Annotated in this window: 11 protein-coding genes and 1 pseudogene; 3 read left to right on the top strand and 9 right to left on the bottom strand. The window is 69.2% G+C overall.

The genetic code is table 11. From position 1 onward, the window contains the following. Positions 1-350 precede the first annotated feature (350 nt). On the top strand, positions 351-545 hold the full coding sequence (locus AB0G35_RS01855) for a helix-turn-helix domain-containing protein (protein WP_360942109.1): 195 nt from the start codon (positions 351-353) through the stop codon (positions 543-545). A 637-nt stretch (positions 546-1,182) separates the two neighbouring features. On the opposite strand, the gene AB0G35_RS01860 is transcribed toward AB0G35_RS01855, so the two are convergent. From AB0G35_RS01860 to AB0G35_RS01895, 8 genes are all read right to left on the bottom strand, one after another. Continuing rightward, the gene (locus AB0G35_RS01860) at positions 1,183-1,632 is read right to left on the bottom strand and encodes a GNAT family N-acetyltransferase (RefSeq protein WP_360942112.1); all 450 of its coding nucleotides are present in this window, start codon (positions 1,630-1,632) and stop codon (positions 1,183-1,185) included. Continuing rightward, positions 1,629-2,291, bottom strand: a complete 663-nt coding sequence (locus AB0G35_RS01865) for a class I SAM-dependent methyltransferase (protein WP_360942115.1) — start codon at positions 2,289-2,291, stop codon at positions 1,629-1,631. Before AB0G35_RS01865 ends, AB0G35_RS01860 begins: the two co-directional genes overlap by 4 nt. A 76-nt stretch (positions 2,292-2,367) precedes the next feature. Beyond that, entirely contained in the window at positions 2,368-2,880 is a 513-nt protein-coding gene (locus AB0G35_RS01870) for a hypothetical protein (protein ID WP_360942118.1), read from the bottom strand. A 730-nt stretch (positions 2,881-3,610) separates the two neighbouring features. Next, complete coding sequence (locus AB0G35_RS01875; protein WP_360942121.1) at positions 3,611-4,459, bottom strand: helix-turn-helix transcriptional regulator; 849 nt, start codon at positions 4,457-4,459, stop codon at positions 3,611-3,613. 15 nt (positions 4,460-4,474) lie between these two features. Next, positions 4,475-4,999, bottom strand: a complete 525-nt coding sequence (locus tag AB0G35_RS01880; RefSeq protein WP_360942124.1) for a DUF6879 family protein — start codon at positions 4,997-4,999, stop codon at positions 4,475-4,477. After that, entirely contained in the window at positions 4,971-5,213 is a 243-nt protein-coding gene (locus AB0G35_RS01885; protein ID WP_360942127.1) for a hypothetical protein, read from the bottom strand. The genes AB0G35_RS01880 and AB0G35_RS01885 overlap by 29 nt, the downstream gene beginning before the upstream one ends. Positions 5,214-5,361: 148 nt before the next feature. Beyond that, entirely contained in the window at positions 5,362-7,011 is a 1,650-nt protein-coding gene (locus AB0G35_RS01890) for a long-chain fatty acid--CoA ligase (protein ID WP_360942130.1), read from the bottom strand. A 235-nt stretch (positions 7,012-7,246) separates the two neighbouring features. Further along, positions 7,247-9,103: a SpoIIE family protein phosphatase gene (locus AB0G35_RS01895; protein ID WP_360942133.1), complete on the bottom strand. Its 1,857-nt coding sequence runs from the start codon at positions 9,101-9,103 to the stop codon at positions 7,247-7,249. A gap of 125 nt (positions 9,104-9,228) precedes the next feature. Here AB0G35_RS01895 and AB0G35_RS01900 point away from each other — a divergent pair, with 125 nt between their 5' ends. Together AB0G35_RS01900 and AB0G35_RS01905 are read left to right on the top strand one after the other, a co-directional pair. After that, positions 9,229-13,863: a HAMP domain-containing protein gene (locus AB0G35_RS01900; protein ID WP_360942136.1), complete on the top strand. Its 4,635-nt coding sequence runs from the start codon at positions 9,229-9,231 to the stop codon at positions 13,861-13,863. Beyond that, positions 13,860-14,300, top strand: a pseudogene (locus AB0G35_RS01905) (response regulator); the annotation flags it as partial. The gene AB0G35_RS01900 and the pseudogene AB0G35_RS01905, both read left to right, overlap by 4 nt. Before the next feature lie 884 nt (positions 14,301-15,184). Here the strand turns inward: AB0G35_RS01905 and AB0G35_RS01910 are convergent. Next, complete coding sequence (locus tag AB0G35_RS01910; protein ID WP_360942139.1) at positions 15,185-15,718, bottom strand: SigE family RNA polymerase sigma factor; 534 nt, start codon at positions 15,716-15,718, stop codon at positions 15,185-15,187. Positions 15,719-15,832 lie beyond the last annotated feature (114 nt).

Raw genomic sequence — 15,832 nt, forward strand, 5'->3', positions numbered from 1 at the left:
GACACCGAGCTCTACAAGGAACGGAACACCGTCGAACGCGCGATCAACAGGATGAAGGCATGGCGAGGCATCGCCACCCGCTACGACAAGACCCCGGGGAGCTACCTCGCGGGACTCCACCTCCGGGCCTCCGTGATCTGGATCAAGGACCTCACGCGAGCGGCCCCTTGATCACAACCAAATACGCTCCCTAGGGGACTTCCCTGATGAGGCGGTACCGGGCGCCCGGTCGTCGGGCGCCCGGTGGGCCGGTTCAGGCCAGCAGCGTGACGTCCAGCTCGCCGTCCGCGTACTGCCGCCGCAGCACCTTCTTCACGATGATGGTCGCGTTCGCCGAGCTTGAGCGAGACATGATCGTGGAGCGCACCCGAGCCGGTTTGGAAGCCGCCAAGGCTCAGGGCCGTACCGGGGGCAGGCCCAAGGCTATGACCGAAGACATGATCGCGGCGGCCAAGGCTCGCCGGGCGGCTGGCAAGTCTTACGGGACGATCGCCAAGGCTCTCGGAGTCGGACAGGCCACCGTTTACCGTCACCTCTCCGAGTAGGCGCAGCAGCGCCCAACAGGAACCCCCCGCGCTCTCGGGCCGGGGGTTTCGTCATTCCCGCGCTCTCCGTACGGCACGGGGAAGCCCCGCCCATCTGCCACGGGGGAACGACAGACGGACGGGGCAGACAGTGGCGGCCCGCTCAGTGCTCGCGCGGCCGAACGGGGGCACGGGTGGCAGCGTTGCGCCACCACCACAAGCCCCGGCAGGAAGGCGCCGAGAGCCCGAAGAACGCCCCGCACCGTGCGCACCACGGAATGCCGTTCTCAGGGTCTGCGGGGCACTCAGAGCCACAGCGGGGACACTTCGGCACGGGACCTACCTTCAGGCGCAGCGAGCCAAACGAGCACAATGGATGGCATGGGAAGTGCACCCATCGTCGTTCACCGACCATCGGCGAGCGGTGGCCGCCGAGTAAGCGTGCGCCACTCCGACCGGACCGAAACCCTCGGTACGGCATTCTCTGATCATGACCTGTGCGTCTTCATCGAAAAGGCCGGGATGACCGACCCAGGGGCGGTCATGGATGACCCGAGCTGGGTGGAGTGGGAAGGCGACCAGGCACACCAGTGGGGTGCGGCCTAGGGCCGCCTTGGACCCGCGCGCACCGCTCGCGTTCGCCTACTGGGGCGGGGTCTTATCCGCGATGGCTAGCGACTCGGATCAGCCGCATAGCCCGCCGATTCACGCCGAACCCCAGCGCACGGTACATCGGCTCTCCTTCATCGCTCGCGTTGAGCGTGAGCAGCGTGCAGCCGCATTCCGCGAGCCAATCCATCAGGGCCTGTGTCACGGCCCGCCCGTAGCCTCGACGCCGATACTCAGGATCGGTGTAGACCGTGTGTATGTACCCGACGACACCTTCATGGTCGGGGCCAGGCACCGACCGAGTTACCGTGCCGGAAGCACAGGCAGCAAGACCGCCGGGACGGTCAACGACGAACGCGGCCATACGGTCCGACTCGACGTTCTCTCGGAAGAACTGGATCAGTCGAAGGTTCCACGGGCCGACATCTTCCACCAGGGCGGCCCGCATTCTGCCGAGTTCTCCAGCGTCAGCGGCGACGGCTCGCCGGGGCTCGGTCACTCCCGGACTCCTCGAACGATGAGAGTGCCGATGTGGCCTGCCTTCGGTGCTTCGATCACACGGGCTTCCGCCGCCGCGAATCCGGCGGCAAGGAGATACGCCTCCCACTGCTCCGGCGGATAGCTGTAGCGGTACGTGTACATAGCGGGGCCAGCGAACCCGCCCTTGTACATGCCTTGGGGGCCGTAGGCGCCGGGGATGGCGGGAGGTTGGGAGAAGACGAACGCGCCTCCGGGGTTGAGCGCCCGAGCAACGAGCGGGAACAACCGCTCGGGGTCGGCGAACCAGGCCGCCCCGAAGATCGAATACACGGCATCGTACGTCTCGGTGCTGTCGGCCAGATGTTCGATCACTTCGGCGCAGAGGAACTGCGCGCCGAGCGCGCCCCACCGTTCGGCGGCGTTGTTCACCGTGACGGGGGACATGTCCACGCCCGTCACCTTGACGCCCCTGTGGACCAGGTGGGCGAGATGCCTTCCGGTACCGAATCCGATCTCTAGCGCCGTCGCCGGGTCTCCGAGAAGTTCCGGGCCGGGGCCGTGACCCGCGTACTGGGTCCAGCAGAACACCGGATTCCCGTCCGTCACGTCCTTCCACGCGCTCTCGGCGAACGTGTCCCATAGGGCGCGTTCATGGTCAAGGTTGTGCGGCGCTGTCAACGACTGGACCTCTCTACATAGTTGGGCCGGGGCGGCCCCCGCCGGCACTCCGGCAGGGGCGCCCACAGTAGGCCCGTCAGTGGCTGTCCGGGACCTTGTTGTCGCACGGAGAGCAGTTGCTGCCGTCCATGGCCCACAGTTCCTCGTCGGCGTCGAAGCCGTTCGAGCGTAGGAAGTCGGCCGTACGGATCACCAGGCCATCCGTCCGGCGCTCGATGAGCGGCGCGTGGTGCTTGTACCGGCCGTGGTTGTACGCGTCGCAGAACGCGAAGTACACGGGCGTGTCCAGAATGATCTGGTGAACGCCCATGTCCACGATCTTGCCCACGCCGAGGTGCACGTTCGGGTGTTCCATGGCGGTGATCAGGTACGCCACGGAGTTGCCGAGGATCCGTTCCGCCATGTCGCGAACCATGACGTTGTCCCGCATGAGAAGCGCGATCTCGCGGTCCCAGAGGTCGAGCCCCGCCGATCCGGGGCTCTCCAGCACGTTGTAGGTGCACTCCCTGACGTGCGGGCGTACCGCGTTCAGCAGCGCCCGAGGGTCGCGGTACGTGGTACCGCTCTGAGCTTCGACCATGACGGTCATGCGATGGTTCCCCTTCCAATTGATGGGGTGTGGACCCGCCCGACTGCCGCTGTCCTCCCACAGACGGGCGGGGGCTCATAAGTTGCCTGTAGCGGCAAGGGTGATGATCAAGCCGCACGAAGCGGCGACCGTGAGCACGAAGCACAGCCAGAAGATGCGGCCGAGGAATCGCCTCACCATCTCCAGCCGTCGAACCTTCCGCCCGCGCACTGCGGGCACCGAACCTTCTCGCGCCCCTGGCACGTCGAGCAGCCACCAAAGCCCGCACAGCAGGGGCACCACACCGTCCGGTGACCGAAGCACATCCCGCAGATGGTGGCCATCTCGTTCAACCACTCGATCAGACTCGGCTGCCTGGGCGGCCCGCCGCCATACCCCGTGCGGCCTGCCCGTTGCTTCCTCTTCGGGCGCTCCGGGGCTGTCGTCACGGTCGGCCCAAGCGGCTCTGCCGGTTGGCTTCCGCTACTCGCTCCCTCAGAGTCGGGCGGGGACCGCCGACACCGGAATGCGGGGCCAGGTCTGCGCCTTCTGCGCTGGTCCCTAGCGGGTCCTCGGCGTCATTGAAGACGAGTAGCAGCCCGTCATTTCCGTGCTCTGCGATGCTCTGGGCCAGTCGTGCTCTCGCTTCGCTCGCCATGGTCGCCCGCTCCTCGTAGCTGCGCTCCGTGGCCAACAAGCTAGGAACGGGCCACGGTGGGGCACCACGATGTTCTACGGAATTGCACGCGACTTACCCGAGGTCCCCTATGGCGTCGGTGATCAGGGCGCGTGCTGCGCCCCCGTACACGGCAATCTCAGACAGCCGATCGAACGCCTTGGCGTACTGCCCGATCTCAGAGGGGGCAGTGACGTTGACAGCGGCAGTCAGTAGCTCCACCTGGGCTTGCTCGGTGTCGTAGATGCTGAACGTCTCCAGCGGCCACATGTGCCGCGAAGCTGAGAACGGCACGACACCCAGGGATACGGCCGGAAGCGACATGATCGACAGCAGGTGCCCGAGTTGCCCAGCCATTACCGCAGCATCGCCCATGCGGTACCGCAAGACGGCTTCTTCAACCAGGATCGCGAAACGGTGATCCCCTTGGCGCAGCACGCGCGCCCGATCCATACGGGCGGCGACGGCTTCCGTGACATCGTTCGGGGACTGCCGGAAGTCGGTGATCTCAGAGAGCAACGCCGTGGCGTAGGCGGGGGTCTGGAGCAGCCCCGGCACGACGTTGGAGCAGTAGATCCGGAAGTTCCGCGTGCGCTCGAAGAGCGGCACATACGACTCTTGCAGTCGGCGCAGCCCCGTGCGCTGTAGGCGTCGCCACTCGACATACATGGACTCAGCGGAACGTGAAGCGGCGATCAAGTCGGCCGCTTGGTCGTCAACCCCACAGATGCCGCACCATGCGCGGATATCAGCGTCGGACGGGGGCGTAACCGCGTTCTCCAACCGACTTGCCTTGGAGGGGTGCCAGCCGGCCTGTAGGGCCACCTCCCGCCCCGTCAGCCCAGCATCTAGGCGAATCTCCCGGAGACGTGCTGCCAGTGCCTCACGGGCATCCTGAACGCTGGACGACGGGGAACGGGCCATTGGTGCTGTCGGGCCTCAGATCTTGTAGCGGTCGTGCGGAATGGCTCGGTCCCACACGGCTTCGAACGCCGAGGCACAGAGCTTGACCACCTCGGGGCGGTCGTCCACCTCATCGCCGAGGTATACGCCCTCACCCGAGAAGTAGCCGAACCTCACCAATCGATCATCGAAGCACCAGTAGTCATTGCCCGGCAGGGCAAGGTCTGAGGCGTTCCGGCGGGGAAGCCAACGGATCTGCTCACCAGCGGCGACGTTGGTAAACGTGCCGTCGTACAGGTACCGCGTGTACTCGCTCACGGGCTCCGAGACGATCCGGGCGCGGCGGATGACCACGCCACGGGACACGGCTTCCGACACCATGTCGAGCCACGGACGCCACCAAGAGGCGCGGTCGTTCGGGTCGGGCCGATGCCCGGCCTTCCACGCGGCCACGCGCGGGGCTTCGTCGGGATCGTCGTAGAAGTCGCGCATCTCAAGATGCACGGCGGACCGCTGGCAGTTCGCCAGCAGCTCAGTGAACGGCGGTGCCGTCTGCGGCATCGCAAGCCTCCCGGAGAGCGGCGGCCATGCGCATGGGCAGCCGAATGACGGTCTCACTGTCGGGGATGGGTCCGGTCTTCAGGCACTCGGCACGCGTGGCCTCGTCCACCGTCCAACCCTGCAACACAATCTCTTGCTTCTCTTCGTCCACCCACGCGGTGGGGCAGTTGGCCCCATCCGTGTTCGGGTCCTTGGCGATGAACCGTAGCGACACAGCAGCCTCCCGAGCTATGCCGTTGCACGGACTTCTACGCAATGCCCCTCGCGGGGGGGTAGGGATCGCGTCAAGAGGGCATCCGGACAGGGGAGGAACAAGAGCCCCTAGCGGGTGCCAGGGGCTCTATGCGGGCACTCAGCCAAGGTCAGTCGAGTCGGGTCACGTCGAGCTTGCCCAACCTGTGTGCTTCACGAATCTTCTTCTTGTCGAACTTGCCCACGCTGGTCTTGGGCACCGCCGGGATCACCGCCCAGCGCTCCGGCAGCTGCCAGCGGGCGATCCGCTCGCCGAGGAACGCCTTGAGCTCCTCGTAGCCGATGGTCGCGCCCTGGTTCAGCACGACGGTCGCCAGCGGCCGCTCGCCCCACTTGTCGTCCGGTACGGCGACCACCGCGGCCTCCGTGACGTCCGGGTGCGCCATCAGGTGGTTCTCCAGCTCGACCGAGGAGATCCATTCGCCGCCGGACTTGATGACGTCCTTGGCGCGGTCGGTCAGGGTCAGGTAGCCGTCGGGGGTGATCGTGCCGACGTCGCCGGTGCGCAGCCAGCCGTCGGGGCTGAACTTGTCGTCGGGGCGCAGTGGTTCGCCCTGTGCGCCGCCGTAGTAGGCACCGGCGATCCACGGGCCGCGGACCTCCAGCTCGCCCGCCGCGGTGCCGTCGTGCGGCAGCTGAGCGCCGTCCGGGCCGATCAGCCGGGCCTCGACGGAGGCGGGGAAGCGGCCCTGTGTGGCGCGGTAGCCCCACTCGGCCTCGCCGCTCGCCCCGGCCGGCGGGTGCGAGACGGAGCCCAGCGGGGAGGTCTCGGTCATGCCCCAGGCGTGTACGACGCGGATGCCGTGCCGCTCCTCGAAGCCGCGCATGAGGGCGGGCGGGCAGGCGGAGCCGCCGATGACGACGGTCCGCAGGCAGGCGACGTCCCTCTTGTTGGCGTCGAGTTCGGCGAGCAGGCCCTGCCAGATGGTGGGGACGGCGGCGCCGATGGTGGGCCGTACGGTCTCGATCATCTCGGCGAGCGGGGCGGGCTGCAGGAAGCGGTCCGGCATCAGCAGCGAGGCGCCGGCCATGAAGGCGGCGTGCGGCAGGCCCCAGGCGTTGACGTGGAACATCGGCACGACCGGCAGCGTGAGGTCGCGCGTCGAGAGCGCGAACGCCTCGGCGGTGTTGACCTGGAGCGAGTGCAGGTAGAGCGAACGGTGGCTGTAGAGCACGCCCTTGGGGTCGCCGGTGGTGCCGGAGGTGTAACAGAGGGCCGCGGCGTCCCGTTCGTCGAGGTCCGGCCAGTCGTACGTCTCCGGGCGGCCGGCGATCAGCTCCTCGTAGTCGTGCACCCGGGCCCGTGCGCCGTCCAGGACGGACCGGTCGCCGGGGCCGACGACCACGATGTGCCGCAGGCCCTCCAGTTGGGGCAGCAGCGGGGCGAGCAGCGGCAGCAGGGTGCCGTTGACGAGGACGACCCGGTCCTCGGCGTGGTTGATGATCCACACCAGCTGCTCGGCGGGCAGCCGCAGGTTGAGGGTGTGCAGCACCGCTCCCATGGAGGGGATGGCGAGGTACGCCTCCATGTGTTCGGCGTTGTTCCACATCAGCGTGCCGACCCGGTCCTCGGCGGTCACCGACAGCTCGTCGCGCAGTGCGTGGGCCAGCTGGGCGGCCCGGTGGCCGATCTCGGCGAAGCTGCGGCGGTGCGGCTCACCGCCGGTCCAGGTGGTCACCTGGGACTGACCGTGGACCGTGGATCCGTGGGTCAGGATTCGTGAGATCAGCAGCGGTACGTCCTGCATCGTGCTGTACACCAGGGGCCTCCCAAGACAGCGGCCGTTACGCGAGGGTAATTTCCTGGTGATTGTGCTGGCATACCAGGCGGTATGTCACTAGCCGGCGGGCACGAGGCTGATTCTTTCCTTCTGTTCGATTACCTGCGTGCCGTGGCCGGTCGGCCGGGTCCGGCCGGGACGTGTGGCCGGAATTCACCCACGGGGAGGGCCCGCCGGGCGGGTGGGGTCGTCGCGGGCGGCGGCCGGCCGCCCGTCAGCCCCGTGGCTCGACCGTCGGCAGCAGCGCCTGGAGGACCAGCACCGACAGATCGTCCTCCACCGGGCCGGTGCCGAAGTCGTGCGCCGCCCGCCGTACGTGCTCGGCCAGCGCCTTGGCGCCCAGGCCCAGGCCGTCCCGCAGCACCCCGATCAGGCCGTCGTTGTCGTCCAACTGCCAGTTCCCGCACCGGCGTTCGGTCACCCCGTCGGTGACGCAGAGCAGCGTCTCGCCGGGCCGCAGGTCGAAGGAGCTGGCGTGGTACTCGGTGCCCTCGTCGATGCCGAGCAGCATCTGCGGCTCGGAGGCCGACTCGACGGTGCCGTCGACGAACATGTGCAGCGGCGGCGGATGCCCGGCGCTGGCGACCGTGCAGCGGGCGCCCGGCACGCCGGGGTCGACCTCCAGCTCACCGTAGAGGAGGCTCAGGAAGCGGGCGCCGGCCTGCTCGCCGCCCAGCTCCATGGCCTCGGCGGTCTCCTCGGCCATGGCGAGGTTCAGCCGCCCGAGGACGGACTCCACGCCGTGGCCCTCGCGGGCCAGCAGCCGGACGAGGTGCCGGGCCAGGCCGGTGACGGACATCGCCTCGGGGTCCTTGCCCTGGACGTCGCCGAGCAGGAAGCACCAGCGGCGGCCGCCCATCGGGAAGACGTCGTAGAAGTCGCCGCCGACGGTCTGCCCCTCGCCGTGCGGCTCGTAGACGATCGCGGTGTCCACGCCCTCGATGCTGGCCAGTGAGGAGGGCAGCTGGCGGCGCTGGAGGGCCAGGCTGATGGTGGTCTGCCGGGTGTACTGGCGGGCGGTGTGGACGGCCTGGGCGACCCGCCGCGCGACGTCCTCGACCATCCGCACCACGGTGTCGGTCATCCGCAGCTGCCCGGCCCGGCCGAGCAGCAGGACGCCCTGGTCGGTGTCGCGGGCGATGAGCGGGAAGGCGAGCGCGGAGCCGCCCGCGGGGGAGGCACCGGCGTGTTCCGGCCAGGGCCAGGGGGTGCCGCCGGTCCGGAACAGCTCACGGGGCGGGTCGCGCTCCAGGTCGGTGCGGAGCGGGGGGATGCGCCGCTCGTCGACGTGCCAGACGCGGGACAGCTGCCGTCCGCCGCCCTCGGTGCTCAGCCAGATGGCGCACCAGTCGGCGAGCCGGGGGACCAGCAGCTGGGCGGCGAGCGCGGTGACCATGTCCTGGTCGAGCTGGCCGGCCAGCAGCTCGCTGGTCTCGGCGAGGAAGGACGGGCCGCCGCGGTCGGCCCATTCGGCGGCGTGCGCGGCCGGGAGCCCGGCAGCCGGGTGGGAGCGCCGGGGCGGGGAGTCGGCGCGCTCCTCGGCCGGGGGCCGCGGCTGGGGCTGCGGGCCGACCGATTCCCCCTCGGTGGCCTCCAGCCGGAACCAGACCGTCTTGACCGACCTGCGGTAGGTGACGCCCCAGGACTCCGACAGCGCGCTGACCAGCTGGAGGCCGTAGCCGGGCTCTCCCGTACGGGCGTCCACCCCGCCTCGTACGCCCCGGGCGGGGTGGCGGTCGGAGACCTCCAGGACCACGCCCACGGTCGCCGGGCCGTTCCCGGTGGCGGGGCCGGACGGCGGGCCGTGTTCCAGGCGGCAGGTCACGTCGATGTCGGTGCCGGCGTACATCACGGCGTTGGTGACCAGCTCGCTGGTGAGCAGGACCGCGGTGTAGATGAGTTCGGAGCTGATCGCCGGGGCTCCCGGGCCGGCGGTGGCGGACGGTGCGGCGGCCCGTTCGGTGAGCAGCGCGCGGACGAATTTGCGCGCACCGGAAGCCGCGAGCTGGTTGGCCGGCAGACCCTTCCGGGACACGGTTTCCGTCGCGTACGGGCTGGACAGCGCTGCCACTACGGGCCCCTGATATACCGGGAGAAAGTAATTACAAGCGCTTTATACTATGTCATACCTGCCCCAAAAGGATCTCTCCGCGGGAATGTATCTCTCCACAACGATCATTGGGGGGATGGTGCGCCATGGCTCCTGACCCGCCCCGGCCGGACGGCCACGGGGAGTGGGTACGCACGAGCGAGTTGCGGCCGCTGCTCGCCGCGATGAACGCGTTGCGCGACGGGGACTTCACCAGCCGGGTGGAGATCCCGGACGGCCCCGCCGGGGACGGTCTCCTGGCGGACATGGCCGGTGTCCTGAATCAGATCGTGGCCCGTAACGCCCATCTCTCGTCCGAACTCCAACGGGTGCGCGGAGAGATCATCCGGCAGGGCCGGCTGGACGAGCGGATCTCCGCCAGCCCCGGCCAGGGCACGTGGACGACCAGCGTCGAGGCGGCCAACACCGTGCTGGACGCGCTGATGGTGCCGCTGGCCAAGGCCACCCGGGTGCTGGACGCGGTGGCCGACGGCGATCTGACCCAGCACGTCGAGCTGCACGACGGCAGCCGGGAACTGCGCGGCGATCTGCGCCGCCTGGGCAGCGGGGTCAACCGCATGGTCGACCAGTTGTCCCTGTTCACGGGCGAGGTCACCCGGGTCGCCCGCGAGGTCGGCACCGAGGGCCGGCTGGGCGGCCGCGCCAAGGTCCAGGGGCTGTCCGGCGACTGGCTGCACGTGACCGAGGCGGTCAACACCATGGCGTCGCGGCTGACCGCGCAGGTGCGGGACATCGCGGTGGTCACCACGGCCGTGGCGCGCGGTGACCTGACCCAGCAGGTGACCGTCGAGGCCACGGGTGAGCTGCTGGAGCTGAAGCTGACCGTCAACAAGATGGTGGACCAGCTGCGGGCGTTCGCCGACGAGGTCACCCGCGTGGCCCGCGAGGTCGGCACCGAAGGTCAGCTGGGCGGCCGCGCCCAGGTCAGGGGCGTATCCGGGGTCTGGAAGGACCTCACCGACAACGTCAACTTCATGGCGTCCAACCTGACCTGGCAGGTCCGCAACATCGCGCAGGTGACCACGGCCGTCGCCAACGGTGACCTGAGCCAGAAGATCACCGTCGACGCCCGCGGCGAGATCCTCGAACTGAAGTCGACGATCAACACCATGGTCGACCAGCTCTCCGCCTTCGCCGACGAGGTCACCCGCGTCGCCCGCGAGGTCGGCACCGAAGGCCAGCTGGGCGGCCGCGCCCAGGTCAGGGGCGTATCCGGGGTCTGGAAGGACCTCACGGAGAGCGTCAATTTCATGGCGGACAACCTGACGTCCCAGGTCCGCAACATCGCCCAGGTCGCCACCGCGGTCGCGGAGGGCGACCTCGGCAAGAAGATCACCGTCGAGGCGAAGGGCGAGATCCTCGAACTGAAGTCGACGATCAACACCATGGTCGACCAGCTCTCCGCCTTCGCCGACGAGGTCACCCGCGTCGCCCGCGAGGTCGGCACGGAGGGCAACCTGGGCGGTCAGGCGCAGGTCAGGGGCGTGTCCGGGGTCTGGAAGGACCTCACCGACAACGTCAACTCCATGGCGCTCAACCTGACGTCCCAGGTCCGCAACATCGCCCAGGTGACCACCGCCGTCGCCAACGGTGACCTGTCCAAGAAGATCGACGTCGACGCCCGCGGCGAGATCCTCGAACTCAAGGACACCGTCAACACCATGGTCCAGCAGCTGCGGGCGTTCGCCGACGAGGTCACCCGCGTGGCCCGCGAGGTCGGCACCGAAGGCCGGCTCGGCGGCCGCGCACAGGTCCACGGCGTGTCCGGCGTCTGGAAGAACCTCACCGACAACGTCAACTTCATGGCGGACAACCTCACGTCCCAGGTCCGCAACATCGCCCAGGTCGCCACCGCCGTCGCCAAGGGCGACCTGTCCAAGAAGATCGACGTCGACGCCCGCGGCGAGATCCTCGAACTCAAGACGACCATCAACACCATGGTCGACACCCTCTCCTCCTTCTCCTCCGAGGTGACCCGGGTCGCCCGCGAGGTCGGCAGCGAGGGCCAACTGGGCGGCCAGGCCCGGGTCGAGGGCGTCTACGGCACCTGGAAGCGGCTGACCACCAGCGTCAACGACCTGGCACTGAACCTGACGACGCAGGTGCGCGCGATCGCCGAGGTGGCCAGCGCGGTCACCCAGGGCGACATGTCCGGCTCGATCACCGTGGACGCCCAGGGCGAGGTCGCCGCGCTGAAGAACAACATCAACCTGATGGTCGCCAACCTCCGCGAGACCACCCGCGCCAAGGACTGGCTGGAGTCCAACCTCGCCCGTATCGCCAGCCTCATGCAGGGCCACCGCGACCTGGTGGAGGTCGCCGACCTGATCCTGCGCGAGCTGACCCCGCTGGTGAACGCCCAGTTCGGCGCGTTCTTCCTGGCCGAGGCGGGCGCCGAGCCGGGCGAGGGCCTGGAGCTGATCGCCGGTTACGGCACCGGTCAGCCCGAGGGCCGGCGCTCCCTGCCGCGGCTGCGCCTGGGCACCCCCGGGTGGGGGCTGATCACCCAGGCCGCCATGGAGAAGAAGCGGATCGTGGTCGACGCCGTGCCGCCCGACTACATCACCATCAGCTCCGGCCTGGGCGCCGCCGCCCCGGCCAGCATCGTCATCCTGCCGGTGCTCTTCGAGGACCAGGTGCTCGGCGTCATCGAGCTGGCGTCCTTCAGCCGCTTCAGCGATGTCCACCTCGCCTTCATCGACCAGTTCGTGAACACCATCGGGGTGTCCATCAACACCATCATCGCCAACTCCCGTACCGAATCGCTGCTTTCGGAATCCCAGCGGCTCACTGCCGAACTCCGCCAGCGTTCCGACGAGTTGCAGCTCACCAACGCCGAACTGGAGGAGAAGGCCGCACTCCTCGCCACCTCCTCGCAGTACAAGTCCGAATTCCTGGCGAACATGTCGCACGAGCTGCGCACCCCGCTGAATTCCCTGCTGGTGCTCTCCCGGCTGCTCGCCGACAACCCCGAAGGCCGGCTCTCCGGGCAGGAAGTGGAATTCGCGGTCACCATCCACCGCGCCGGTTCCGACCTGCTCCAGCTGATCAACGACATCCTCGACCTGTCGAAGATCGAGGCCGGCCGGATGGACGTCCACCCCAAGCCGCTGCCGCTCACCAAACTCGTCGACTACGTCCGCGCCACCTTCCGGCCGCTCACCGTCGACCGCGGCCTCACCTTCGACATCAAGGTCGCCGACGACGTCCCCGAGGAACTGTTCTCCGACGAACAGCGCCTCCAGCAGATCCTCCGCAACCTCCTCTCCAACGCGGTGAAATTCACCTCCACCGGCGGCGTGGAACTCCTCGTCGCCCGCGTTTCCGGGCGGCATTTCGAGGAGGAATCGCTGCGCACCGCCGACGATGTCGTCGCGTTCTCCGTCAAGGACACCGGCATCGGTATTCCGCCGGAGAAACTCGGCGGGATCTTCGAGGCGTTCCAGCAGTCCGAGGGCACCACCAACCGCAAGTACGGCGGCACCGGCCTGGGCCTGTCCATCAGCCGCGACATGGCGGCGCTGCTCGGCGGCCGGATCACCGCCGAGAGCGAACCCGACGTCGGCTCGACCTTCACCCTCTACGTCCCGGCCCGCTACACCGCACCGCTCCCAGCCCCCGCCCCGGCCGCATCACCCCGGCCCGTCGACGGCACCGAGCCCAGGCCGGACGGCGGGCCCGAGATCCGTACCGGCGGCGTGACGGAACGCCGTACCGGTGGCGTGACGGAACGCCGTACCGGTGGCGGGGCCGACCGCGGGACCGGGCTCGTCCCTGCCGCCGCGGCCGCGCCGGGCTCCGTGGAGGCACCGTCAACCCCGTCCGCACCGTCCGCCCCGTCCGGCCCGTCCGCCCCCGCGCCGGGCGGCCAGGGCCCGACCAGTGGCGAGCTCTTCCCCGCCCAGCCCGAGCCGGCCACCCCCCGCACGGGCCCCCGCGCCCCCGACGGCGGCGACGTGACCTGGCCCGAGACCACCCGCCTCAAGGACTGGCTGAGCGGGCGGGCCGGCCAGATCCTGGCGAACCGCCGGATCCTCATCGTCGACGACGACATCCGCAACGTCTTCGCGCTCACCCACGTACTGGGCCGGGTCGGCATCAATGTGAAATACGCCGAGAACGGCCGCGAGGGGCTGGAAGTTCTCAACCGGACACCGGACGTCTCCCTGGTGCTGATGGACATCATGATGCCGGAAATGGACGGCTACGAGATGATCAAGGCGATCCGGCAAGCCCCTCGATTCGCGGAGCTGCCGGTCATCGCGCTCACCGCAAAGGCCATGCCCGGCGACCGGGAAAAGACCATCGAAAGCGGCGCCAACGACTACATCCCGAAACCGGTGGACGTGGACCGTCTCCTCTCGGTGATCTGCCGCCTGCTGGACCCGAATCCGACCGCGGATTCCGGGAGCAGTTGCGAACCGTACGCCGGGGTTGGGGACGGGGACGGGGACGGGGACGGCGGTCACGGGGAAGCAGAGGGGAAAGGGGAAAGGGAAGCGGAGGGGGAGGGGGAGGGGGAAAGGGAATCGCAAAGGGGAGCGGAAGGAGAAGAGGCAGGGGAAGGGGCCGGGGCCGGCCCTGGAGCCGGGGACAAGGCGGGGGCAGCCGGCCGGCAGGGCGACGGCGGAACGGCGGCCCGGGCGTACCACGCCCCGGGGACGCCGCGTACCCCTCAGGACCGGGGAACGGCGGGACCGGAGTCAGGACGGCGGTCATGACGACGACACCGGACACCACATCGAGCATCCTCATCGTCGACGACATGGAGGAAAACCTCGTCGCACTGGAGGCCGTACTGGGCTCCCTCACCCAGAAGGTCGTCCGCGCCCGCTCCGGCGAAGAGGCCCTCAAGGCAATGCTCCGCGAGGAATTCGCGGTGGTGCTCATCGACGTCCTGATGCCCGGCATGAACGGTTTCGAGACCGCGGCCAACATCAAGGGCCTGGACCAGACGAAGGACGTGCCCATCATTCTGCTCACCGGCGCCTCGGTCGACCCCAATTACGCCTACCGCGGCTACACGGTCGGCGCCGCCGACTTCCTCATCAAGCCCTTCGACCCCTGGCTCCTGCGTACCAAGGTGAACGTCTTCCTGGACCTCCACCGAAAGAACCGCCAACTCGCCGCTCAGGCCGAACAATTGAAACGCCTCCTGACGAAGGAGAACCGCCCGGGCGGCGCGGAAACGGAACAGGCGACGGACACGTCCGCGGCCACGTCCGCCTCGGCACCCACGTTTGCATCTCCTCCTGCTTCTGCTTCTGCTTCTGCTTCTACCTCTACTTCCGCGTCTACTTCCGCGTCTGCGTCCACGGCTACTTCCGCGGAAGCCCGTGGCGGGGAGGAGGCTCAGGGACTGGAGAAGGGTCATGGGCTGGAAGGGGATCATGGGCTGGAGGAGGCTCGTGAGGTTGCCGAGACACAGGAGAGCCCGGCGGCCGCCGCACCCACCGACGCATCGGCCGCGTCCGCACCATCCGCGCCCCCCGCACCATCCGCGCCATCCGCGCGATCTGTGCCCTCCGCGGAACCCAAGGCACCCGAGGGGACCGAGACGGCCGGTGGCCCCCCTGAAGGCCCTGTCCCGCACCTGGCGGCAACCACTGCCCCCACACCCGGCGAAGCGGCCCATCTGGCAGATATCGCCGGCCAGTTGGCCGACCTGGAACTCCTCCTGCGCGACGCCTCAACGATCGACCGCGCCCACCTCGCCGACCGCATCGCCGAACTGGAACAGGCGGTCGGCAGACTGCTGGTGAACCGCGAGCCGTAAGACCGCCCGGCCCGCTGGTCCATGGGGTACGGCCCGCGCCCGGGCTCCCGCCCCGGCCCGCCCCGGAAGCGGTGGCCGCGCGCGAGCTCGCCGCCCGGCGCCCAGGCCGCGTCGAATGCGGCCTCGTCCTGACCGGTGATCGCCATCAGGCCGAGCAGTATCCGCTCCGTCAGATCCGGCTCCAGCTGAACCTTCACGCCCTCCTGGAGTGTCGGCTGATCCACTCCCTCGGGCCCCGGACAGACGGGCCCGGTACGGCTGTTCGGTCAGGCGATCATGGCGAGTTCGGGGTCCTGGCGGAGTTTGGCCAGGGCTCGGGAGACGGCGCTCTTGACCGTGCCGATCGAGACCTCCATGACCTCGGCGGTCTGGGCCTCGCTCAGGTCCTCGTAATACCTGAGGACGACCATGGCCCGCTGGCGGGCGGGCAGCCGCATCACCGCGCGCCACATCGCGTCCCGCAGACCCTCCAGCTCGGCCGGGTCGGGGGCCGGCAGCGGGTCGGGCTCGGGGAGCTCGTCGACGGCGAACTCCTCCACCCTGCGCTTGCGCCACTGCGAGGTACGGGTGTTGATCAGTGCGCGGCGGACGTAGCCGTCCAGCGCGCGGTGGTCCTCGATCCGCTCCCAGGCCAGATAGGTCTTGGCCAGGGCGGTCTGGAGGAGGTCCTCGGCGTCGTTGGGGTTGGCGGACAGCGACCGCGCGGCGCGCAGCAGGACCGGCCCCCGGGCCCGTACGTAGGACGAGAAGCTGGGGAACACAGCGGCGGTCGAAGCGCTGGTGCACACAGGCGTGGTCATGGCCCCCACGCTAGGAGCGAGGGGGGTGTAAGCGGATCGGCCCCAAGTGCCGAAGCGGCCTCCCCCTCAAGTTGTACGGAGCGGGCGGGCCCCACCTCCTCTGGGGGGAGGGGG

This window comes from Streptomyces sp. NPDC021749 (assembly GCF_040640655.1).
Classification (GTDB): domain Bacteria; phylum Actinomycetota; class Actinomycetes; order Streptomycetales; family Streptomycetaceae; genus Streptomyces.

What these genes read in the sequence shown, in the direction of transcription:
- AB0G35_RS01855 (WP_360942109.1), top strand. Translation starts at nt 351, where the DNA reads ATGATCGTGGAGCGCACCCGAGCCGGTTTGGAAGCCGCCAAGGCTCAG.
- AB0G35_RS01870 (WP_360942118.1), bottom strand. Translation starts at nt 2,880, where the DNA reads ATGACCGTCATGGTCGAAGCTCAGAGCGGTACCACGTACCGCGACCCT.
- AB0G35_RS01875 (WP_360942121.1), bottom strand. Translation starts at nt 4,459, where the DNA reads ATGGCCCGTTCCCCGTCGTCCAGCGTTCAGGATGCCCGTGAGGCACTG.
- AB0G35_RS01880 (WP_360942124.1), bottom strand. Translation starts at nt 4,999, where the DNA reads ATGCCGCAGACGGCACCGCCGTTCACTGAGCTGCTGGCGAACTGCCAG.
- AB0G35_RS01900 (WP_360942136.1), top strand. Translation starts at nt 9,229, where the DNA reads ATGGCTCCTGACCCGCCCCGGCCGGACGGCCACGGGGAGTGGGTACGC.
- AB0G35_RS01910 (WP_360942139.1), bottom strand. Translation starts at nt 15,718, where the DNA reads ATGACCACGCCTGTGTGCACCAGCGCTTCGACCGCCGCTGTGTTCCCC.